Origin of the sequence: Bartonella sp. HY038, assembly GCF_014117425.1 — a bacterium.
GTDB lineage: Bacteria > Pseudomonadota > Alphaproteobacteria > Rhizobiales > Rhizobiaceae > HY038.
In genome coordinates, this window is sequence record NZ_CP059725.1 from 859,722 (window position 1) to 880,315 (window position 20,594).

General features: G+C 40.9%; 22 protein-coding genes and 1 pseudogene. 12 read left to right on the forward strand and 11 right to left on the reverse strand.

All coding sequences use genetic code 11. The features are described 5' to 3' along the window. Positions 1–18 precede the first annotated feature (18 nt). The 7 genes and pseudogenes from panC to H3299_RS03620 all read right to left on the reverse strand — a co-directional run bounded on the left by panC (position 19) and on the right by H3299_RS03620 (position 5,526). Entirely contained in the window at positions 19–867 is an 849-nt protein-coding gene (gene panC / locus H3299_RS03590; protein WP_182418952.1) for a pantoate--beta-alanine ligase, read from the reverse strand. 85 nt (positions 868–952) lie between these two features. Then, positions 953–1,684, reverse strand: coding sequence for a DNA repair protein RecO (gene recO, locus H3299_RS03595; RefSeq protein WP_182418953.1), 732 nt, complete (start codon positions 1,682–1,684; stop codon positions 953–955). A 161-nt stretch (positions 1,685–1,845) separates the two neighbouring features. Continuing rightward, entirely contained in the window at positions 1,846–2,757 is a 912-nt protein-coding gene (era, locus tag H3299_RS03600; RefSeq protein WP_182418954.1) for a GTPase Era, read from the reverse strand. A gap of 8 nt (positions 2,758–2,765) precedes the next feature. Then, a pseudogene (gene rnc / locus H3299_RS03605) lies at positions 2,766–3,465 on the reverse strand (ribonuclease III). Positions 3,466–3,486: 21 nt separating this feature from the next. Then, on the reverse strand, positions 3,487–4,326 hold the full coding sequence (gene lepB, locus H3299_RS03610) for a signal peptidase I (RefSeq protein WP_182418955.1): 840 nt from the start codon (positions 4,324–4,326) through the stop codon (positions 3,487–3,489). A gap of 181 nt (positions 4,327–4,507) precedes the next feature. Beyond that, a complete protein-coding gene (gene acpS / locus H3299_RS03615; protein WP_182418956.1) occupies positions 4,508–4,927 on the reverse strand; it encodes a holo-ACP synthase in 420 nt (139 codons plus the stop codon). Continuing rightward, positions 4,924–5,526: a DUF2062 domain-containing protein gene (locus H3299_RS03620; RefSeq protein ID WP_182418957.1), complete on the reverse strand. Its 603-nt coding sequence runs from the start codon at positions 5,524–5,526 to the stop codon at positions 4,924–4,926. Before H3299_RS03620 ends, acpS begins: the two co-directional genes overlap by 4 nt. Positions 5,527–5,990: 464 nt before the next feature. On the opposite strand from H3299_RS03620, the gene moaB reads away from it, so the two are divergent. The 5 genes from moaB to pqqE all read left to right on the forward strand — a co-directional run bounded on the left by moaB (position 5,991) and on the right by pqqE (position 10,166). Continuing rightward, positions 5,991–6,527 (forward strand): molybdenum cofactor biosynthesis protein B, encoded by a 537-nt coding sequence (gene moaB, locus H3299_RS03625; RefSeq protein ID WP_182418958.1) that lies wholly within the window; start codon positions 5,991–5,993, stop codon positions 6,525–6,527. A gap of 548 nt (positions 6,528–7,075) precedes the next feature. Continuing rightward, the gene (gene pqqB / locus H3299_RS03635) at positions 7,076–8,008 is read left to right on the forward strand and encodes a pyrroloquinoline quinone biosynthesis protein PqqB (RefSeq protein WP_182418960.1); all 933 of its coding nucleotides are present in this window, start codon (positions 7,076–7,078) and stop codon (positions 8,006–8,008) included. After that, complete coding sequence (gene pqqC / locus H3299_RS03640; protein WP_182418961.1) at positions 8,005–8,766, forward strand: pyrroloquinoline-quinone synthase PqqC; 762 nt, start codon at positions 8,005–8,007, stop codon at positions 8,764–8,766. Before pqqB ends, pqqC begins: the two co-directional genes overlap by 4 nt. Continuing rightward, on the forward strand, positions 8,767–9,078 hold the full coding sequence (pqqD, locus tag H3299_RS03645; RefSeq protein ID WP_182418962.1) for a pyrroloquinoline quinone biosynthesis peptide chaperone PqqD: 312 nt from the start codon (positions 8,767–8,769) through the stop codon (positions 9,076–9,078). It abuts the gene before it with no gap. Beyond that, entirely contained in the window at positions 9,066–10,166 is a 1,101-nt protein-coding gene (gene pqqE, locus H3299_RS03650) for a pyrroloquinoline quinone biosynthesis protein PqqE (RefSeq protein ID WP_371739830.1), read from the forward strand. Before pqqD ends, pqqE begins: the two co-directional genes overlap by 13 nt. Before the next feature lie 33 nt (positions 10,167–10,199). On the opposite strand, the gene H3299_RS03655 is transcribed toward pqqE, so the two are convergent. The 3 genes from H3299_RS03655 to H3299_RS15710 are packed head-to-tail and all read right to left on the reverse strand — an operon-like array spanning position 10,200 to position 12,392. Next, entirely contained in the window at positions 10,200–10,805 is a 606-nt protein-coding gene (locus H3299_RS03655) for a UbiX family flavin prenyltransferase (RefSeq protein ID WP_246708131.1), read from the reverse strand. Then, positions 10,802–12,268, reverse strand: a complete 1,467-nt coding sequence (locus H3299_RS03660; protein WP_182418964.1) for a UbiD family decarboxylase — start codon at positions 12,266–12,268, stop codon at positions 10,802–10,804. Before H3299_RS03660 ends, H3299_RS03655 begins: the two co-directional genes overlap by 4 nt. Beyond that, the gene (locus H3299_RS15710) at positions 12,261–12,392 is read right to left on the reverse strand and encodes a hypothetical protein (RefSeq protein WP_256434231.1); all 132 of its coding nucleotides are present in this window, start codon (positions 12,390–12,392) and stop codon (positions 12,261–12,263) included. The genes H3299_RS03660 and H3299_RS15710 overlap by 8 nt, the downstream gene beginning before the upstream one ends. Before the next feature lie 130 nt (positions 12,393–12,522). On the opposite strand from H3299_RS15710, the gene H3299_RS03665 reads away from it, so the two are divergent. The 4 genes from H3299_RS03665 (at position 12,523) to H3299_RS03680 (ending at position 16,159) form a co-directional block, all read left to right on the forward strand. Continuing rightward, a complete protein-coding gene (locus tag H3299_RS03665) occupies positions 12,523–13,029 on the forward strand; it encodes an SCP2 domain-containing protein (RefSeq protein ID WP_182418965.1) in 507 nt (168 codons plus the stop codon). Next, positions 13,020–13,997: a peptidase U32 family protein gene (locus tag H3299_RS03670; protein ID WP_182418966.1), complete on the forward strand. Its 978-nt coding sequence runs from the start codon at positions 13,020–13,022 to the stop codon at positions 13,995–13,997. The genes H3299_RS03665 and H3299_RS03670 overlap by 10 nt, the downstream gene beginning before the upstream one ends. Beyond that, on the forward strand, positions 13,998–14,921 hold the full coding sequence (locus tag H3299_RS03675) for a U32 family peptidase (RefSeq protein WP_371739772.1): 924 nt from the start codon (positions 13,998–14,000) through the stop codon (positions 14,919–14,921). Between the two features lie 98 nt (positions 14,922–15,019). Next, complete coding sequence (locus tag H3299_RS03680) at positions 15,020–16,159, forward strand: NnrS family protein (RefSeq protein WP_182418967.1); 1,140 nt, start codon at positions 15,020–15,022, stop codon at positions 16,157–16,159. Positions 16,160–16,240: 81 nt separating this feature from the next. On the opposite strand, the gene H3299_RS03685 is transcribed toward H3299_RS03680, so the two are convergent. Then, positions 16,241–18,619, reverse strand: a complete 2,379-nt coding sequence (locus tag H3299_RS03685; RefSeq protein ID WP_182418968.1) for a membrane-bound PQQ-dependent dehydrogenase, glucose/quinate/shikimate family — start codon at positions 18,617–18,619, stop codon at positions 16,241–16,243. 265 nt (positions 18,620–18,884) lie between these two features. Between H3299_RS03685 and H3299_RS03690 the strand changes: the two genes are divergently transcribed. The 3 genes from H3299_RS03690 to H3299_RS03700 are packed head-to-tail and all read left to right on the forward strand — an operon-like array spanning position 18,885 to position 20,545. Next, positions 18,885–19,424, forward strand: coding sequence for a DUF805 domain-containing protein (locus H3299_RS03690; RefSeq protein WP_182418969.1), 540 nt, complete (start codon positions 18,885–18,887; stop codon positions 19,422–19,424). A 42-nt stretch (positions 19,425–19,466) separates the two neighbouring features. Further along, positions 19,467–19,919 (forward strand): SMI1/KNR4 family protein, encoded by a 453-nt coding sequence (locus H3299_RS03695; RefSeq protein ID WP_182418970.1) that lies wholly within the window; start codon positions 19,467–19,469, stop codon positions 19,917–19,919. 41 nt (positions 19,920–19,960) lie between these two features. Beyond that, complete coding sequence (locus H3299_RS03700; RefSeq protein ID WP_182418971.1) at positions 19,961–20,545, forward strand: DUF805 domain-containing protein; 585 nt, start codon at positions 19,961–19,963, stop codon at positions 20,543–20,545. Positions 20,546–20,594 lie beyond the last annotated feature (49 nt).

The following is a 20,594-nucleotide window of genomic DNA, read 5'->3' on the forward strand; positions in this document are numbered from 1 at the left end:
ATGCGACAAAAAAACACGCTATAGGGTGAGGATATTTTGATCAATGAGGCGCACTGATCCGAAACGAACGGTTAGCAACAAAACAGCTGCACCAGTCACATTCCCTTCAACATCACTTAACGATTCGCAATCGCGTAAATCAATCGCTTCAATGATACCACGTGGTTCCCTTTCCAATATATCACGGGTTATTTCTTTAAGCTTTTGGGCACTACGCTCGCCATTTTTAAAGGCCATATCAGCCGCTTGCCAAGATTGTGGGATGATAGCTGCGGCAATACGGTCTTCTGGGGTTAATAATGTATTGCGTGACGAACTTGCCACCATATCGCTATCACGCAAGGTAGGAACGCCGATAATTTTAACTGGAAAAGCAAGATCTCGCACCATGCGTTTGATGATGGTGATTTGTTGATAATCCTTTTCACCAAAATAAGCATAATCGGGTTGGATAATGTTAAATAATTTAGCAACTACAGTGGTTACACCGCGAAAATGCAAAGGGCGCAAAGCTCCCATAAGCATATCAGATAATCCTTCCACCTCCACATGGCTGCAATTGCCACTTGGCCACATTTCCTCAACACTTGGTGCAAAGCAATAATCAACGCCTTCTGCCTCGAGTAAAGTTGCGTCCTTGGCCAAATCACGAGGATAGGCATCAAAATCTTCTTCCGGCCCAAACTGTTTGGGATTAACAAAAATTGACACAACAGTTTTATCGCATTGTGCGAGCGATTGCCGCGCAAGGGTTAGGTGGCCAATATGCAGTGCACCCATTGTTGGCACTAAGCCGATAGTTTGAAATGCATTGCGATTTTGTTGTAAGATTTCGCGTAATTGCATGATTGTTGTAATAATTTGCATATTTGTACTTTGTTCTAGAAATTAAAATTATGGCGCATTTAGTACTGTATTCATCAGTTAAATGCGTTCAAGCCTTGGTAATACTTTATTTTTCGAAAAAACGGTGCAAATGGGTTTGGAATTTTTCGCGCACAATTGGCGGTGCTATGCTGCGTGGTTCCCAAACATGACGGGTTAAAAAAAAGCCAGTTAAAGCAAAACCACTTTTGAAATCGGCTAATTGTGAAGGACGCTTTTGCAAGGAGCATAAAAAATCTGGTAAAAGCAGCAGTTTATCATGCCATGGTAAGCCTGCCTCGCGGCAAACAGCGCGCGCAGATTTGGGGGATACATAAATGAGATCTTCTTTTTGTCCGGTAGCTGCACAGGATAAAAGATCAAGCCCGAAGCCAACGTCTTCAAGTAAGCGCAACTCAAAACGCAATAATATTTCAGCGAGCATTAAGGGATCATCAGCATAGGATAATAGAAGTTGCAAGGCTTCATAAAGACCGGCATGGGGATCGCGTTCGGGCAAAAGCCGTAAATGTGAAGACACAGTTTGTAAGCCATAAAGGGCAAGCGGCAAATCAATTAAACGAGCAGCGGAAAAATCCAATGTTTCTATCCGAAAACTACCCATATGCTCATTAAGGCGCGCCCACCATTGCACGCGTACTTTATTGCCCGGTTGTAGCATTGGCTGCATACGTTTGGAGCGGCCGCCTTTAACCACACCCAAATGGCGACCATGATGCGGTGTCATGACTTCAACAATGGCGCTGGTTTCACCATGTTGACGCAAGCCCAAAATAATTGCTTCGTCATGCCATTCCATTGGTCATTTAACTTTCGTCATTGCGACTTTGATCTTGCTAATCTTGAAGCTTTTAAAAAATATCAAGCTAGATTTTATATAAAAAAGGCGTAATTAACATCACGCCCCTTTATTCCAATATATAAAGATTTGAAAATGATTTTCCAACTAACGAGCCTTTATTATTTTGAAAAATCAAGACCCATTTCGCGGTAACGTTCAGGATCATCACCCCAATTTTCACGCACCTTAACAAAAAGGAAAAGATGGACATTTTGTTCTAAAATTTGTCCAATTTCCTTGCGTGCCGACTGGCCGATGGATTTGATGGTTTCCCCCTTTGCGCCAAGCACAATTTTCTTTTGGCTTTCACGCTCAACAAAGATAACCTGCTCGATTTTTACCGAGCCGTCCTTGCGCTCTTCCCAGCGTTCAGTTTCAACGGTGGAAGAATAAGGGATCTCGTCATGTAGGCGCAAATATAGCTTTTCGCGGGTAATTTCAGCCGCAAGTTGACGCATTGGCATATCTGAAATTTGATCTTCAGGATAATACCAAGGACCCTCGGGCAAAGATTCTGCTAAATAATTCAAAATATCCTTACAGCCATAGCCTTTAAGCGCTGAAATCATGAAAGTACGTTCAAATTTTACCCGTTCATTAATTTGTGCGGTTAGCTCCAACAATCTTGGCGGCGGTACACAATCAACTTTATTGAGAATTAGAATTTTTGGGCGATGAAAATTTACAAGACTATCAATTAAAGCTTCATTGTTTTCATTAAGACCCGCTTGCGCGTCAATTAAAACAAAGGTCATGTCAGCGTCTTTGGCGCCGCCCCAAGCGGTGGTTACCATTGCACGATCTAAGCGTTTTTTGGGTTTAAAAATACCTGGCGTATCAATAAAAACAATTTGTGCATTATTATGGATAACAATGCCGCGCACCATAGCACGGGTTGTTTGCACCTTATGGGTAACAATTGAAACCTTTGTTCCGACAAGCTGGTTTAAAAGTGTCGATTTTCCTGCATTTGGCGCACCAACTAAGGCGATAAACCCCGAACGTGTCACGCCCTTATCCATATTATCCATTTTTTACTCTATTCTTCATCGTTTTTATTGGTCCACACGCCTTCACGGCATAATAAGCTTTCAGCTGCTGCTCGTTCCGCTAATCGTTTCGAGCCACCCTTGCCACTTGCTGGTGCAAAGCCTGATATACGTACTTCTACCTCAAATATAGGATCGTGGTCAGGCCCTTTACGCTTTAATACACGGTAAAGGGGTTGCGCACCATTTTGTTGGTGCGCCCATTCTTGCAATTCGGTTTTGGCATCGCGTCTTTGCGTTTCGCTTTGGCGCATGCGCTCACCCCAATAACGGTCAACGAAAATCCGTACGCTGTCAAGACCACCATCAAGATAAATACTTGCAATCAAAGCTTCTACCACATCGGCATACATATTGGTAAGGCGGCGGCCCTCAAGCACTTTCATCTCTGCCCCCATATGGATAATATCGGGTAGGTTAAGCTCAAAGGCAATTTCACAGCAGGTTTCGGCGTTAACCAGCGAGTTTAACCGCACTGACAATTCTCCCTCAACTGCTTTGGGAAAAGTTTGACAGAGCATTTCTGCAATAACAAGTCCTAAAACGCGATCGCCCAAAAACTCTAAGCTCGTAATTGCCAATTTCACTGCTTTGTACACTGGAATGGGTGAGCGCCTTGGTTAAGCGCTCCATATCAGTAAATTTATGTCCAGTAGCTGCCTCTAGGGCAGCAATTTCTTTTTTATTCATTTTGGTTATCCGAAAATGCACCTATTTTTGACCCGTAGGCACATTCTTTATTGTTTGAACAAAGCTAAACATTCGGCTCCAGCGCACATCAAATGGCCAATTCCAAATTTGCCATGCTGATGCACCATTACCAATAGAGAAGAAGATAATATTTGCCCGCCCTACAAGATTTTCATATGGCACTTGTCCTACTGAAAAGCGGCTATCTTCTGAGTTATTACGATTATCACCCATCATAAAATAATGTCCAGGTTGGATGGTAAATACTCTATCCGTATCGCGCCAATAAGGAGAGCCCAGATCAAACGTATTATATTGAACACCATTGTCCATTTTCTCGCGATAAACGCTTACTGGTAGATCCGAGTTAGGGTCGTATAAATGACTTTCTTTAAAAGCCGTGTTAGGCATATCACCAATCACATCAACATCGGTTGTTTCACCAATTTTTGTGCGCTCGACTGGTTTTCCATTGATAATTAGTTGGCCATTTAACACTTGAATGCGGTCGCCGGGTAAACCAACAACGCGCTTGATATAATCATATGATGTATTGCTAGGAAGACGAAATACCAATACGTCACCGCGCTTTGGTTCACTACCCCAAATACGCCCAGAAAAAAGATTGGGGGAAAATGGCAGTGAATATTTGGAATATCCATAGGAATATTTAGAAACAAAGAGATAGTCCCCAACAAGCAGCGTTGGGCGCATGGAGCCAGATGGAATGGTAAATGGTTGAAACAAGAATGTTCTGATGACAAGAGCTATTAGAACAGCTTGCACCACAATACTTAAAATTTCAAAAAAGCCGCCAGATGCTTTTTTATCTGGATTTACCGGCACTTGTTTTTGCGTCATATCTCGCCTATCCGCTCTTGTTTATACCAATAAAGCATTTCATATACCTTGAAAAAGTCGAATGCTTAGCTGTCAATCACACATGATTTTTAATAAAATAATTTTATTTTCAACTAATGTTATTTTTGTTGGTTTAGCATGTAATGCAGAGTAAATTAAGTTAAAAAAGTTATAAATTTTTTTAACTTTTTATATTGCTATCAGTCGAAGGAACCGCCTCAATTATTACAAATGCTTGAGCCCAAGGAAAGTCATCGGTTATAGTAAGGTGTATCACTGCTTCATGGCCAGCTGGTAGAAGTTTTTGTAAAAAATTTGTTGCATTTCCAGTTAAGTTAATTGTTGGCTTACCAGATGGCAGGTTAATAACACCCATGTCTTTCCACCACACTCCGCGTGATATGCCAGTGCCAAGGGCTTTGGCGCAGGCTTCCTTGGCGGCAAAGCGCTTGGCATATGATGCAATGCGTTGTTTACGCCCTTCAGATTTTTTCTGCTCAATATCGGTGAAAACACGGTTTATAAAACGCTGTCCATGGCGTTCTAAAACTTTTTCCACCCGTCTTATGTCAATAATATCATTCCCGATACCGATAATCATGGCAAGTAATCCTCTGGAAACGCCTTTATCTCGTCAAAGCCTGTCATTTGCTTTGCACGTATTTTATCAGCACGGCGCTCTGCTTGTCTTTTACGGAAACGAAATGTTAGCCAATAAACCGCAGTATAACTTATTGTTGCACAAATAGCACCAATTAATGCCGAGCCTACCAAAAGCTGGATAAAAACATCCCATAATTCGATGAAATTCCATGTTCTTAAATGGTGTGAAAATTCTTCAAAAGACAGTGCAACATCATTGCCGCTTGCTTGCATTACCATGCGTCCTACAGCATAGGTTGACGCAAAAAAAGCAGGAATAAAAGGTGTTGCAAAGGCTGTACCAATAGCTGCGGCTGGAATATTAGCTTTTAATATCCATGCAAAAATTATAGCAATAAAAATATGCAAGCCGATAAATGGTGTGCATGAGGAGTAAATACCAATTGCAAATCCCAATGCAATTGCATGGGGTGAACCCGAGAAACGCAAAATGCGTTTGCCAAAATAACGAAAAGAACGGTTAAATGAGCGGCGCGGCCAAACGGATAGGCGCACTCGTTCACGAAGATTTGCTGGATAACGACGGCGAAACAGCATCTTCTTTATTCTTCATCAAATTTGTGGTTTGAAATTATAAACAATTTAAATCCAATTTTTCAATTTTTAAAACAATGAAGTGCGACATTTTAAAATAGCCTTTTATACCAAAATTAACCTTTATTACGAATTGTCAATTTTGTAGCCAATAGACAAAGTTAGCTTAAATTATTGGTAGCAAGGCGGTTATGCGAGTCGAACATATTGTAAGTAATGCTTCACTAGCATAAAGTTTGGTCTTTTATAAGAGGTTTTATATTAGCTCGATTTTTCAGTTCTATGAACACATTTATAATGCCTTTTGAATATATAGATTATAAGATTAAAATTACAATCGGTAGAAATTTTAAGCTTAAGGCGCGACAGATGGATAGATGATGAGAATGTGTCATTTAGACATTTCATGAAAGAACTGCTATTTAAGCGATATTTATATGTGTTGTTAAATTTTAGAAAGCCTCAACATGAGTACCTGGATAGATGAAACCTTAAGCTTTACGCCCCTTACTATTGCAGTCCTCACTATTTCTGATACACGCAAACCGTTAGATGACCGCTCTGGTGATATCTTAGTGGAAAATTTGCAAAAATCTGGTCATGTTTTGGCAGAGCGGGCAATTGTTCGCGATGAAATTGATGATATTAGAGCGCAGGTTACAAAATGGGCGATGGATGATTCCATTCAAATCATCATCACAACTGGCGGTACAGGGTTTACAGGCCGTGATATTACTCCCGAAGCAATCGAGCCTTTATTCGATAAGCGAATGGATGGTTTTTCAACCCTTTTCCATATAGTTTCTTTTGGTACTATTGGCAGTGTTACCGTGCAGTCACGAGCTGTTGCTGGTTTAATTAATGCAACTTTTGTTTTTTGTTTGCCTGGCTCACCTGGTGCTTGTAAAGATGCTTGGAAAGGCATATTGCAAGGCCAGCTTGATAGCAGACAAAAGCCAAGCAATTTTGTAGATTTGATGCCAAGGTTGAAAGAGCATCTCTAAAACGTCAATATGGCCTTATTTAACATACATATTTGCTCCTTACGCCATATGTCATCATGCGAATAATGATTTATATCATCGCACTAGAATAATAATGTCTTTTAATGCTGTCTTATCAAGGCAACAAAATCTGATTTATTGTATGATTTTATAATTTGTATTGTTAAAAAATAGCGCCTTTTTATAACTCTTTAAAACTAATAGTAAAATTAAGTTGAAACGAGATATTTTTAATGACGCGATAATAAAAAACTGTCATATTCCTTGCGAATGGCAGATGCCGCGATTTGCAGCATTCATGCTGATGATCAATATTTTCCACCAGAAAAGGAGATTTTTATGAAAAAAGCATGGGCAAAGCCAACTATGTGCCAAGTTGCAGCCGGTATGGAAATTTCACGTTATTTACCTGCACAGGTAGCAACAAAGCGCTGATTGCTTTGTATTTTATAGTGATATGGATGTTGGCGCTTTGTCTTAAATATTGTGGACGCGCCAACATTTTTTTTAATAGTTTATATGTTATTTATGTTTAATTGGATTATTTAATGTTTTTTAAAATTATTGGCTCGGCTGCTGGCGGTGGTTTTCCGCAATGGAATTGTAATTATCCATTAAGCCGCAACGCTCGCACAAAAAATGCCAATTATTTGCCGCGTACTCAATCGAGCCTTATCGCATCTAGTGATCAAAAGCGGTGGGTGCTTTTTAATGCTTCCCCAGATTTGCGCCAACAAATTAATCAAACACCAGAATTACATCCCCATGCTGATGGTGAATTACGCAATTCGCCTATTGCTGCGGTTGTTTTAACCAATGCCGATGTTGACCATATTGCTGGCTTGTTGACCTTGCGTGAACGCCAACCCTTTGTGCTTTATGCGACAAAACGGGTTATGACTGTTTTAAACGAAAACCCGATCTTTAATGTGCTGGATCGTGATGTTGTACAGAGAAAAGTTTTACCCAATAGCGGTCTAGTTACCTTGCCTGATTGTGAGGGAAAATCCCTTAACGTAGAAATTGAAATATTTTCGGTTCCTGGAAAAGTAGCACTGTTTATGGAAGACCCAATGCAGCTCAATTTTGGCTCGCAAGAGGGCGATACGGTTGCTTTGAAAATTTATGAGAAGGACAGTGATAACAGTCTTTTATATATTCCAGGGGCAGCAAGTGTCACAAATCTTATGAAGATGAAGGCTGGTAAAGCTGATATTTTGCTGTTTGATGGTACGCTTTATCAAGATGATGAAATGGTAAAGGCAGGGCTTGGGCCTAAAACAGGTGCAAGAATGGGTCATATTTCCATGAGTGGTGAATTGGGCTCTATCGCAGCGTGGCAGGATGTTGCAATAAAGCGCAAAATTTTTGTTCATATTAATAATAGTAATCCGGTGCTAAATGCATCATCGCCTGAGCGTGCTTTGGTAGAAAAGGCCGGTTGGGAAATTGCTTTTGACGGAATGGAGTTAGCCCTATGACTGATTATCATGATATTGCACAAAACGGCCTTAGCGAGAGTGAATTAGAAGCGGTTTTACGCCAAATTGGCCATGAGCGTTATCATATCAACCACCCACATCACCATTATATGATGGCGGGAAATATGTCTAAACTTGAATTGCAAGCTTGGGCCTTAAACCGCTATTGCTATCAGGCCGCTATTCCACGCAAGGATGCCGCTATTTTAATGCGCTCTAATGATCCGGAGTTTCGTGCCGAATGGCGTAGTCGCATTGAAGATCACGATGGCACGAATGGTAAAGATGGTGGCATATCACGCTGGTTAAAATTAGCAACGGGTCTTGGTCTTGACGAAGAGGTGGTTAAAAGCCAAAGGCAGGCTTTAGCTGCTACGAAATTTGCCGTTGGTGCATATATTGAGTTTTGCCGTGATAAAACCCTGCTTGAAGCGGTAGCGTCTTCCTTAACCGAGCTTTTCTCGCCATTGATTATATCAGAGCGCGTTCCTGGCATGCTCGCCAAATATTCTTTCATCAGTGAAGAAACTTTGGCCTATTTTAAGCCGCGTTTGACACAAGCGCCAAAAGATTCTGATTTTGCTTTAGCCTATGTAAAAAAGCATGCCAATACGCCTGAAAAACAACAGCAAGTAATTGACGCATTGTTGTTTAAAACTGATATCCTATGGGCGATGTTAGATGCATTACAACATGCCTATGGTGAAAAAGGCCATATTCCGCCAGGTGCTTTTATAGGGGTACTAACAGGCAATTAGATGTTACATGTTCTGGCGGAAGTTAAAAAGTCAAGGCAAGTTGTAAATGCAAAGAGTAAGCCGCAATTGATGGCGCATGTTCGCATGCGCTATGATCCTGTAAGGGAGGCGCTGGCCTTGTTGTCACCAGAAAAAATCCTTTGGCCTGATGAAATTGCTTTAGAAATTTTAAATCTGTGCAATGGTAAAAAAAACGTGTCTGACATTGCAACTCAATTGGCAAATCAATATGAAGCGCCATTGGATGAAGTAATGGCCGATGTCATAGAATTTTTACAAAGCTGGTCGGATCAGTTATTATTGAAATTATGAATCAGACAATTTTACCACCGATCAGCATGTTGGCGGAGTTGACCTATCGTTGTCCGCTACAATGCCCTTATTGTTCCAACCCTTTAGAATTGATGAAAGCTGATCGCGAATGCGATACAGCGCGCTGGACTGCGTTATTTAATGAAGCAGCCGATATGGGGTTATTACAAGTGCATCTTTCTGGTGGTGAGCCAACCTTGCGTAAGGATTTACCGCAATTGGTGGCAGCACTCAAAGCTCGCGATATTTATAGCAATTTGATAACTGCTGGGGTAGGCGGTGCAGAAAAACAATTGCCAGCCTTAGTTGAAGCTGGGCTTGACCATGTTCAGCTTTCGGTACAAGGCACCGATAGCGCCACCACCGAGCTCATCGGCCATTTAAAAGGTGGTTTTGAGCAAAAAATGAAAACGGCACAAAAAGTGCGCGAATTGCAATTGCCTTTAACTATCAATGCTCCCATTCATCGCCATAATATCGATCAATTAGATGATTATGTAAAACTTGCTTTAAGACTTGGTGCGGAACGGCTGGAAATTGCCAATGTGCAATATTCCGGTTGGGCGCTGCTTAACCGCGGTGCTTTAATGCCAAAACGCGAAGATTTTGAACGACAAATGGATATGGTCGCTCATTTACGTGAGGCTTTGCGTGGTATTTTAAATATAGATTATGTTATTCCTGATTATTTTGCCGATTATCCCAAGCCCTGCATGGGCGGTTGGGCAAGAGATGCTTTTGTGGCAACGCCTGATTGTACAATTTTGCCGTGCCATGCCGCAATGACGATTAAAACCTTGCAATTTGATCGATTTGGCGAAAAATCATTAAACGATATTTGGCTTCATTCATCCGCTTTTAATGCCTATCGTGGCGATGATTGGATGAGTGAGCCTTGCCGTTCTTGCGAACGTAAAGAGTTGGATTATGGTGGCTGTCGTTGCCAAGCCCTTGCCCTTGCTGGTAATGCTAATGAGGTTGATCCGGCCTGTATTCGCTCGCCTTTACATCAACAAATGGTAGAATTGGGGCTAAAAGCATCACAAAGCAATGACGAATTACAATATCGCCGCATTGGTGTTTTTTAGCCAAAATAGCTGCACATGGTGATAGTTTAAATCTTATTCATCAAACCATTCTTTTGCCTTTGCGCTGATCGATATATTGGTAAGACTTATTGCGCGAAGGGCAAGATCATTAACAATATCATCAATGGTTTGTGGCTTGTGATAAAATGGCGGTATTGGTGGCATGATAATTCCACCCATTTCAGTCACTTGCACCATATTGCGCAAATGCCCAAGATGAAGCGGGGTTTCGCGCGCCAATAAGATGAGCCGCCGCCGTTCTTTTAAATGAACATCTGCCGCCCGTATAATGAGATTATCCGCAAGACCATTAGCGATTGCTGCTAGGCTGTGCATCGAGCAGGGAGCAATGATCATTGCGGCAGTTTTAAATGAGCCGCTAGCGATGCTTGCCCCAATATTGTGGTAATCATGAAAAATTATATTGCTCTTACAATTGGTTTGTAATTGCTTATATTTTTGCAACTTTTCTTTTGAAACTTCGGTTTCTATTGTTCTTTGTGCAGATGGAGAAACAACGACGTGCAAATCAATATGCTTTTCGGCATGAAGATAATCAATAATTTTTAAACCAATAGCGGCACCTGATGCACCAGTGATGGCAACGACAATGCGGATGTTTTGAGGTTCATTCATCATAGACCAAGATCTTTCCAATAGGCATCAACTTTTGACTTTACCTCATCGGGCATTTTTAAAACTTTGCCCCATTCACGGGTGGTTTCGCCTTTAATTTTATTGGTGGCATCTAAGGCCATTTTGCCGCCAAGCCCTTCCATTGGTGAAGCAAAGTCCAAATAATCAATCGGCATATTATCTAAAATAGTGGTGTCACGGCTTGGATCAAATCGGGTGGATAAAGCCCAAATTACATCATCCCAATTGCGAATATCAATATCAGGATCAACGGCAATCATTAGCTTGGTGTAATTAAATTGCGGCAACATGCCCCAAAGCCCAAGCATTACACGTTTGGCTTGGCCTGCATAACGCTTATCAATGGCAACAATAATCGCGCGATAGGAGCAGGCTTCTGGTGGTAACCAAATATCGGTAATTTCAGGAAATTGCTTTTTAACTAATGGAACGAATAATTGGTTGAGGGCTTCACCTATGCGCGAGGGTTCATCGGGCGGTCTGCCTGTATAGGTGGAAAGGTAAATGGGGCTTTCGCGCATGGTAATGGCGGTAATTTCCATAATAGGAAAAGGTTCAACTGCGTTATAGTAACCTGTATGATCGCCATAAGGCCCTTCATTTGCGGTATTCTTATGTGATACATAACCTTCAATAATAATCTCAGCTTGCGTTGGTACCATTAAGGGTACAGTTTTAGCTTGCACAAGATCCGTTGGGCTTTTGCGTAAAAGTCCAGAAAATGCAACCTCACTCATGGTTTCAGGTAAGGGCATGACCGCAGATAAAATAAGCGCAGGGTCAGCGCCAATGATAATGGCAACCGGCATATCGCGTTGTTGCTTTTGCCATTTGTGATGGTGCTTGGCGCCGCCGCGATGCGCAAGCCAACGCATGATAAGATGGCTATTGTCGAGTTTTTGTAGGCGATAAACTCCAAGATTAACATCATTGCGATTATCAGGATCAACAGTCATTACCAAAGGCCAAGTTACCAAAGGGGCGGGCTCATCTGGCCAACAGGTCTGAATTGGCAAAACTCCCAAATCAATATCATCACCAGTTAATATAATTTCTTGGCAGGGAGCACTTCGCTTGGTTTTGGTGCGCATGGAAAGGACAGAACGCGCCATTGGCAATTTTTTCCAAAGATCGGAAAGTGAAGAAATACCACTTGGCTCGCGCAAATCCGATAGGCTTTGACCAAGATCAGGGAGGGATTTTTTTTCAATGCCAAGGCCTAGTGCCACGCGCTCTACTGTGCCAAATAGGTTGGTGAGGACTGGGATTTTTGAAATGACACCGTGTTCATTTATTGGTTTTTCAAACAATAGAGCAGGGCCATGCTTTTCCAAAACACGTTTATGGATTTCGGTCATTTCATGTCGAATTGAAACTGGACGCTTGATGCGTTTTAACAAATTGCGCGACTCAAGAAGCTTTATAAAGGCGTTTAAGTCATGCATGGGCTTTTTCCTGATGGGGCAAAATCAGCTGCATAAACATAAACGGCACCAATTTAGGCATTAGAAAAATAATTCGCTTAAGTTGCTGCTTTAGAAAAACTTTTAAATTTGAAACGGTTTTCATCAAAAAAAATCCACTTCTTGCACTGGCGCTTGATATATATTCATGGTATCTGCGACATAATGACGCAATTTTGTGCGACACTATGTCGCGAAGCGCCACATGTCAAATGATTTGCGAAAAGAGGTTTGCTATGCAGCTTGCACCACCACTTAAAAATGCCATTTCACATCTGCCATTACCGCTTTTAAGCCTGCCAGCGCGTTTAGCTTTTTCGCAAATTTTGCTTGTCCACCCCAAATTATTTGATCGCCTTGGCGAACATGCCAGCAAAAATTTTGCTTTCATTTTAACCGATATGCCTTTGGTGTTTGTGGTCAACCCGCAACAAAAATCAATTAAACTTTTCAAAGACCGCAAAGATATTAAGGCCGACGCTGAAGTTGAGGGGCCGCTTGGCCTGTTGCTTGCTTTGGCCGAAGGGCGGCTTGATGCTGACGCGTTGTTTTTTTCGCGCGATGTAATGATTACTGGCGATATGGAAGCAATGCTTGCTTTGCGTAATGCCCTTGATGACAATGAAATAGATTTACCGCATGATTTGTCACTATTAAGTGGCCCATTGGCCCCAATCACCGAAAAAGTGGCTAAGCATTTACGCCGCCATTTATTAAAAGAGGAGCCAAAGCAATGGAATTAATATGTCCTGCAGGTACGCCATCTGCCTTTATTGAAGCGGTAGATGCAGGTGCCGATTGCGTTTATTGTGGCTTTCGCGATGAGACCAATGCCCGCAATTTTCCCGGCTTAAATTTTTCTCGTGAAGAATTATCTGATGCAATCGCTTACGCACGTAAGAAAAATGTTCAAACATTTGTTGCTTTAAACACTTTTATGCGTGCCGGCGCCGAAGATATTTGGTTTAGCGGCGTTGATGATGCAGTAGAAATTGGTGCTGATGCATTGATATTAGCTGATATTGGCCTGCTTGATTATGCAACACGTAAGCATCCACAACAACGCCTCCATGTTTCGGTGCAGGCTTCCGCCTCCAATGTTGATGCTATTGCTTTTCTTGTTTCATCATTTAACGCTAAGCGTGTTGTCTTACCACGCACCTTGACAATTAGCGATATTGCCAAGCTTGCTAAACAAATTGATTGCGAAATTGAAGTTTTTGCCTTTGGCGGTCTTTGCGTGATGGCGGAAGGACGTTGTTCATTGTCATCTTACGCCACAGGAAAATCACCCAATATGAATGGTGTTTGTTCACCTGCAAGTCATGTGCGTTATGAGCGAGATGGTGATGCAATGCTATCTATTTTAGGGGACTACACAATAAACCGATTTGAGCGTGGCGAAGCCGCTGGCTACCCAACGCTTTGCAAAGGGCGTTTTGCCATTGCTAATGAACCAGGCTATGCCTTTGAAGACCCGATTTCATTAGATGTGATGGATCATCTTGACGCTTTGCGCGATGCTGGCGTCAGTGCGTTAAAAATTGAAGGACGCCAACGCGGCAAGGCCTATGTGGCGCAAGTCGTTGCTACATTAAAAGCCGCATTGCAAACCGATAGCGATAGTCGTGGTCAATATTTATCAAAATTACGCGCATTAAGTGAGGGGCAACAAACCACCTCAGGTGCTTATGAAAAACGGTGGAGATAAATGATGAAAAATAGACAAATATCATTATCCATGGGACCAGTTTATTATTTATGGGATGCTGATAAATGGTGCGATTTTTATTATCGTATCGCCGATGAAGCGCCAATCACTTCGGTGAGTATTGGCGAAAGCATTTGTTCTAAACGTTTGCATTTTACCGATAAGCTTATTGATAAAGTTGCGGATCGGCTTCAAAGAGCTGGAAAAAAAGTGGTTTACAGCACCCTTGCTATGGTAACGCTTGAGCGTGAACGCAAAGACGTTAAAAAAGTGCTTGCTCGTAATGATTGTGTTTTTGAAGTCAATGACCTTGGAACGGTTAATTTATTAAACGATCATCAGCATATTATTAGTCCATTGCTTAATGTTTATAATGCACCCACGGCCCGCTTTCTAGCAAGCCGCGGAGCAAAACGCATTTGTTTGCCGCCAGAATTGCCCTTTCAATCAATAAAAACGATTGTTGAAAAAACCAAAGATGTCACTGATATTGAAGTTTTTGCTTTTGGCCGGCTTCCTTTGGCTATCTCTGCGCGTTGCGCCCATGCCCGCTCGAAAGGTCATATTAAGGACAATTGTCAATTTGTCTGCGGTGAAGATCCCAATGGATTGCCAATCCGCACCCTTGATGGCAAAGATTTTTTAAGCCTTAATGGTATTCAAACCATGTCGCATAATTGCCAAGCCTTAACTTATGAAATGCAATCGCTTATTGATATTGGCGTTCATCATTTTCGCTTGTCGCCACAAGATTGTGATATGGTTGCAATCGCGCATTTGTTTAATGATCTCATTGCTGGGCAATTATCGGCTGAGGAAGCAACACAAAAAATTGCAGATCACTGTGGTGATATGCCTTTGGCTAATGGCTTTATTCATGGTTTGGAAGGTGCGCGATTTGTTGAGCGCGCTATTGTTTTATAACAATATTAGTTAAGATTTAAAGATTAAAACTGGTTATCAGCATAGCTATTGATGTGGTGCTGATAGCTTTCTGATAAATCTTTTGGGATGGTGGTTTTATGAAAAAATCCTTTGCCTACCAGCCTTTTTTTACCTTTGGCGCACTTTGGGGAGCGTTGCATTTTCTGTTCTGGCTACCATTTCTTGGCAGTGAAGTGGATTTAACTGGGAGTTATACTCCTTTTTTTTGGCATGCCCATGAAATGCTTTTTGGATTTGGCACCGCTATTCTAGCTGGTTTTTTGCTAACGGTTGTTCCCAATTGGACCGGTGAATTGCTTTTTTCGTCAAGGCTTATAAGATTGCTATTTGCCCTATGGTTGTTAGGGCGCAGTGCTATGATTTTGACAAGTTTTTTACCTGCATTTTTGGTCAGTCTATTAGATAGTATATTTTTACCAAGCGTTGCTATGTGCTTAACAATTCCAGTTATTAAAGCAAAAAAGTGGCGAGATTTCAAAGTCCTTATCGGGCTATTTATAATTATGATTGCCAATATTACCTTTCATTATCAAATAATAAAAAATGGTGATGTTCTCGTTTTTTGCAAGCTTGCTGTGGCAGCTTTTACGGTGTTGATTATTATTGTTGGTGGTCGCATGATCCCTGCTTATATGCGTCTTGCATTTCAAGGCTGCGGCAGGGGCGAGGGGCCGCCCAAACATGGTTTAATCGATAGTGCCACCATTTTTGTAAGCGTAATAGCTCTAGGGCTTTGGGTCAGTGATTGTTGCTTTTTAGCGCAATTTTATTTTGGTTTGGCTGCTGCTATACTCAATATTGTACGTCTCGTGCGGTGGCAAATTTTAAGACCACCTTACCCAATTTTAGTCTTCTTATTAGTGCTTGGTTACGCATTTATAATCATTGCATTTTTGTCTATGGCATTGGCGGGATTTGCAATTTTACCATCACTCTTTCCAATTCACATTATCACTATAGGCGCTATGGCAATATCGATGCTAACGGTGATGATACGCCTTTGCTTGCGATACCAGTTTAAAAAAGCATCAGTCAATCGACTGGTTGTTGCGCCATTTATTTTGCTTACCTTTGCGGTTTTTTTGCGTGCATTGGCTGATATTTATAGCGAGCAAGCAATGACGCTTTTTTATGCTTCAGCTATTTTGTTTTCAATTGCTTTAGTGGCGTATCTTTTTCCCAAAAAACTGCTTTCATATAAAGATAGACGTTTTTAAGACGTAGTCAGAATAAATTTTGTATGTTCGAAAAAAAAGGCCGCGTTAGCGGCCTTTCATTGTTAAATATTTGCTATAAACTTAGTCTTTTAGCTTATAGGCAATGACATAATCGCCGCGTTTGGCATTTTGGCGAGCGCCACCAGCAGTAATAACAATATATTGCTTACCAGTTTTAGGCGAAACATAAGTCATTGGCCCGCCTTGGCTACCAACTGGCAAACGATCTTTCCATACTTCTTTACCAGTACGGCTATCAAAGGCACGTAAATAGAAATCTTGTGTGCCGGCAAAGAAAACAAGACCAGATTGGGTTGATAATGATGGTCCAAGGGTCGGCATACCAATTGGTACGGGAACACCAAGCGCCATATTCATTGGGCCGGTGTCTTGCACTGTGCCAACTGGAACTTGCCAAACGATTTTGCGGGTTTTCAAGTCAACGGCAGACATTGTTCCAAAAGGTGGCTTTTGGCATGGAACACCCAAGGGTGACAAGAAGCGCATGCGCATTGCACCAAAAGGTGTGCCGTCCATTGGCACAATACCCATTTCAATGCCTGAAGCATTGGCTGGAATGTCTTTGCGCTCAACAAGGTAATTGGCAAGTCCTAGGCGCATATCATTGATAAACACATAGCCAAGGGTTGGATCGTAAGAAACTGAACCCCAATTCATGCCACCCAAAGAGCCTGGCATTTGCAAGGATAAATCAAGGCCAGGTGGTGTGAATACACCTTCGTGGCGTAAAGATTTAAATTTGATGCGGCAAAGTACCTTATCAAATGGGGTTGCACCCCACATATCTGCTTCGGTTAGTGTATCATTACCAAAAGATGGCATACCAACAGAATAGGGCTGTGTTGGCGAAGCGTTTTCAGGCTCTATTACGCTTTTGGGTACTGCTCTTTCTTCAACCTTTGAAATTGGCTCGCCAGTCTCACGGTTAAGTAAGAAAATCATACCTTGCTTGGTCACTTGGAATAGGGCAGGGACGATATTGCCCTTATCATCAGGTGCATCAAGCAATACAGGCTGGGCAGGCGTATCAAAATCCCAAATATCATAATGGACAAATTGATAATGCCAACGCACTTTACCGGTTTTTACGTCAAGCGCCACAACAGAAGAAGAGTATTTTTTGTCAAGCTCTGTGCGGTATCCTGCCCAAAAGTCAGGAGTTGAATTGCCGGTTGGCAAATAAACAAGGCCAAGCTTTGGATCATAGGACATTGCTGCCCACACATTTGGCGTACCGCGTGTATAGGTTTGGCCTTCTGGCGGCACAGTAGTGATTTCAGGATTACCTGGATCCCAAGCCCAAACAAGCTTGCCATCATGTACAGAATAAGCACGAACAACCCCTGGTGGTTCGTCAGTCGAGAAGTTATCAGCAACGCGGCCACCAACAATAACAAGATCGCCGGCTAGAAGTGGGGTTGACGTTTGCTGATAATAGCCAGGCTTTACTTCGCCCATGCCAATTTTTAAATCAACAATACCTTTGTCGCCAAATCCTTCACAGGCTTTACCTGTGTCGGCATTAATGCCGATAAGACGCGCGTCACCAGTTGGTAAAAATAGGCGGCGTAAACATTTATCGCCATTTTCATCTGCTGCCACTGTATTGGCATTGGTTTCTTCAAAATAGGCAAGACCACGGCACCGTTGCCATGTTGGTGCGGACCCTTTGGGGTCAAACGTCCATTTTTCTTTACCTGTATCAATATCAAAAGCTAAAACCTTACCATAAGGTGTGCAAACATAAAGGTTTTCACCAATTTGTAATGGTGTGTTCTGGTCTTCTGCGCCAGCACCGGTGCTTATGGCAATGTCACCAGTATGGGCTGTCCATGCAACTTCTAAACGGTTAACATTTTCCGGAGTGATTTGGTCAAGCGCAGCAAAGCGGCTACCATAATCATCATTACCCCAATGTTTCCAATCCTTTTGCTGGTTTTCTGCTGTAACAGGTACAGGGGCAGGCGCAACTTGGGTATTATAAATAACATTTTTAGGGCTGAAAGATGCATAAATTGTTGCACTTAGGCCAAGAAGCGTTAGCAAGGCAAAGAAATAAGAACCTTTACTTGCAACACGACCCTGCGCGCGCATGAGCGGGCGATAGGCCAGCAATACAAGAAATAAAGCAACACCAAGAGGGAATAGGTCTGGAAAATTTTGCCAATAATTAAGGCCTGATTCTAAATAAGACCAGATGGCGGTTGCAATAAAGATAAGGACAAATATCCAAACGCTAAGGGGGCGAAGCTTTATCATTAATAGCCCGCTTACTAAAAGCGCAATGCCAAGAGCAAGATAATAACCAGTGGTGCTTCCTAAAAAAAGAAGGTAACTACCGGCTATGGTGAAGTAAATACCAGCCAACAATACCAGAATACTGAGACAATAAATCAGTATTCTGGGTAATGTGCCCAGTGTTTTATAATTATGAAGCATTAAAATCTCACCGTTAAAATTTTAAGGGATTGGACCAATATGAGGTCATCTATCTAAAATAAAGTGTCAATTAATTCAAAACACATATATTTGTGTTGATGATTTTTATGGTAAAGGATTTACATGCTTAAAGGAAATATATTATTTTGTTTTTATGTGTAACACACAGAAAATATTGAATTTTATTATTATTCTATTCTGTAATAAATCTAAATTATAGTGCATGAACAATGTCATTATTAGAATGGAAATAAGGTAACTATGAATGAATCCCTTTGCTACAATTAAAACGGTCTTGGTTACAAAGCTTTTTAATTATTCTGGTCGTGCGTCGCGTGCAGAATTTTGGTGGTATATCCTGTTTGTTTTACTCATTGTTTGGCTATATAAAAAAATCGCGCGATCTATGTTCTCTTCACCAATTAGGGGGGAACCATTGGCGCGCGCAGATTGGTTAAAACCAGAGCTTAGTCTTAACGATCTTAGCGGTTTTATTTTGGGATTAATGTTAATAATCCCCTTGGTGTCGGTAACAGTGCGGCGTTTACATGATAGAAATATGACTGGTTGGTGGGTTTTATTATTTGTTGCTGTTTATTTACGCCTTAACATTCCTTTTTTTTCTGCATTTCTGCCTTCTTTATATTTACCAGAAGATCACTGGATTTCTGCAGTGAATGTTATAATGTTTTCTATTAGTGCTTACTTATTATTTAATACTTTAACTAAAAATGGGACAAAAGGACCTAATCGGTTTGGATCTGATCCTGCGCCGGTTAAAATAGATACCGAAGTATTTTCTTGAAAATAAATATAAATTTGAAAATATAAGTAACAGGATCATAAAATGGAAATTGAAAAATTTTACGGTGTCAGATTAAAGCAATGTGGTGTTCCTGTTGATGATATTGATATTTTTAACGAAATAAATTGCACATTTAATGGATCAGATTTGTTTTATGAATTTTATAAAACTTATAATGGAGGATATGCAAATAAACAGACTATTTACGTAGATTTTCCGATAACTCTAAGGTATTTTTTTTATGTTAAAAAACCTTTTGATAAATTACACTTCACTATTCAAACAAAAACAAATTTTTTTAAGAGTGATGCTATAGGTCAACAGTTTTTAGTAAATGCCATTATTATTTCTCAAGATAGTGGAGGAAATCCAATTTACATTGATTCAAATACAGGACAGGTATTTTATACTCCAACAGATGTTGGTGAGGACATTGAAGATTTTGAAAAATATTTTTTGGCTGAAAATTTTGGTAATTTTTTTAAAAAAACTTGATTACCAATCCAACTTCGCGATTAAAGAGGGGCTGCCAAATATTGACTATTATAAAAAATATGAAAACTGGTGGGATGAGTTGCTGTAAAAAAAGGGGGGGGCTAATGGGGTTTTGGCAAGCCGTGAGGACAGCAATTTTTAAAAAATATCTAAAATTTTCTGGGCGTGCATCACGGTCTGAATTTTGGTGGTTCATGTTGTTTTATGTACTATGCTATATTTTTATTTTTGCCTTACAATGCTTAGCTTCATGGTTGGAATTCGCTCATAGCGATTTCATTGGTTTAGGTTGGTTTATAGTAAATAATGTATTTTTGCTTGTGTTATTTTTCCCCCGTATTGGAATAACTGTACGGCGTTTGCACGATCTTAATTTTTCTGGTTGGTGGAGCCTTATATTAGTTGGACTAGCTATAACCATATGGATGCGGTTTTTGACCGAGCTATTCACTCCAGATTTTTTAGATTTGTATAGAGTAACCGATTTTATAAATATCTATAAAGTTGCTTTTAGTATATTGACCTTTATTCTGCTTATTGTTTTAATTAAAAAAGGGGACAGTGGTCCTAATAAATATGGAGAAAATCCTGTTCGCGTAAAGGTCGATCTAAGTGTATTCTCATGATAATGATAGAAAATGTAGGATTAATATATTTATATATGTGAATAAATAA

What these genes read in the sequence shown, in the direction of transcription:
- panC (WP_182418952.1), bottom strand. Translation starts at nt 867, where the DNA reads ATGCAAATTATTACAACAATCATGCAATTACGCGAAATCTTACAACAA.
- recO (WP_182418953.1), bottom strand. Translation starts at nt 1,684, where the DNA reads ATGGAATGGCATGACGAAGCAATTATTTTGGGCTTGCGTCAACATGGT.
- era (WP_182418954.1), bottom strand. Translation starts at nt 2,757, where the DNA reads ATGGATAATATGGATAAGGGCGTGACACGTTCGGGGTTTATCGCCTTA.
- lepB (WP_182418955.1), bottom strand. Translation starts at nt 4,326, where the DNA reads ATGACGCAAAAACAAGTGCCGGTAAATCCAGATAAAAAAGCATCTGGC.
- acpS (WP_182418956.1), bottom strand. Translation starts at nt 4,927, where the DNA reads ATGATTATCGGTATCGGGAATGATATTATTGACATAAGACGGGTGGAA.
- H3299_RS03620 (WP_182418957.1), bottom strand. Translation starts at nt 5,526, where the DNA reads ATGCTGTTTCGCCGTCGTTATCCAGCAAATCTTCGTGAACGAGTGCGC.
- moaB (WP_182418958.1), top strand. Translation starts at nt 5,991, where the DNA reads ATGAGTACCTGGATAGATGAAACCTTAAGCTTTACGCCCCTTACTATT.
- pqqB (WP_182418960.1), top strand. Translation starts at nt 7,076, where the DNA reads ATGTTTTTTAAAATTATTGGCTCGGCTGCTGGCGGTGGTTTTCCGCAA.
- pqqC (WP_182418961.1), top strand. Translation starts at nt 8,005, where the DNA reads ATGACTGATTATCATGATATTGCACAAAACGGCCTTAGCGAGAGTGAA.
- pqqD (WP_182418962.1), top strand. Translation starts at nt 8,767, where the DNA reads ATGTTACATGTTCTGGCGGAAGTTAAAAAGTCAAGGCAAGTTGTAAAT.
- H3299_RS03655 (WP_246708131.1), bottom strand. Translation starts at nt 10,805, where the DNA reads ATGATGAATGAACCTCAAAACATCCGCATTGTCGTTGCCATCACTGGT.
- H3299_RS03660 (WP_182418964.1), bottom strand. Translation starts at nt 12,268, where the DNA reads ATGCATGACTTAAACGCCTTTATAAAGCTTCTTGAGTCGCGCAATTTG.
- H3299_RS15710 (WP_256434231.1), bottom strand. Translation starts at nt 12,392, where the DNA reads ATGAAAACCGTTTCAAATTTAAAAGTTTTTCTAAAGCAGCAACTTAAG.
- H3299_RS03665 (WP_182418965.1), top strand. Translation starts at nt 12,523, where the DNA reads ATGCAGCTTGCACCACCACTTAAAAATGCCATTTCACATCTGCCATTA.
- H3299_RS03670 (WP_182418966.1), top strand. Translation starts at nt 13,020, where the DNA reads ATGGAATTAATATGTCCTGCAGGTACGCCATCTGCCTTTATTGAAGCG.
- H3299_RS03675 (WP_371739772.1), top strand. Translation starts at nt 13,998, where the DNA reads ATGATGAAAAATAGACAAATATCATTATCCATGGGACCAGTTTATTAT.
- H3299_RS03680 (WP_182418967.1), top strand. Translation starts at nt 15,020, where the DNA reads ATGAAAAAATCCTTTGCCTACCAGCCTTTTTTTACCTTTGGCGCACTT.
- H3299_RS03685 (WP_182418968.1), bottom strand. Translation starts at nt 18,619, where the DNA reads ATGCTTCATAATTATAAAACACTGGGCACATTACCCAGAATACTGATT.
- H3299_RS03690 (WP_182418969.1), top strand. Translation starts at nt 18,885, where the DNA reads ATGAATCCCTTTGCTACAATTAAAACGGTCTTGGTTACAAAGCTTTTT.
- H3299_RS03695 (WP_182418970.1), top strand. Translation starts at nt 19,467, where the DNA reads ATGGAAATTGAAAAATTTTACGGTGTCAGATTAAAGCAATGTGGTGTT.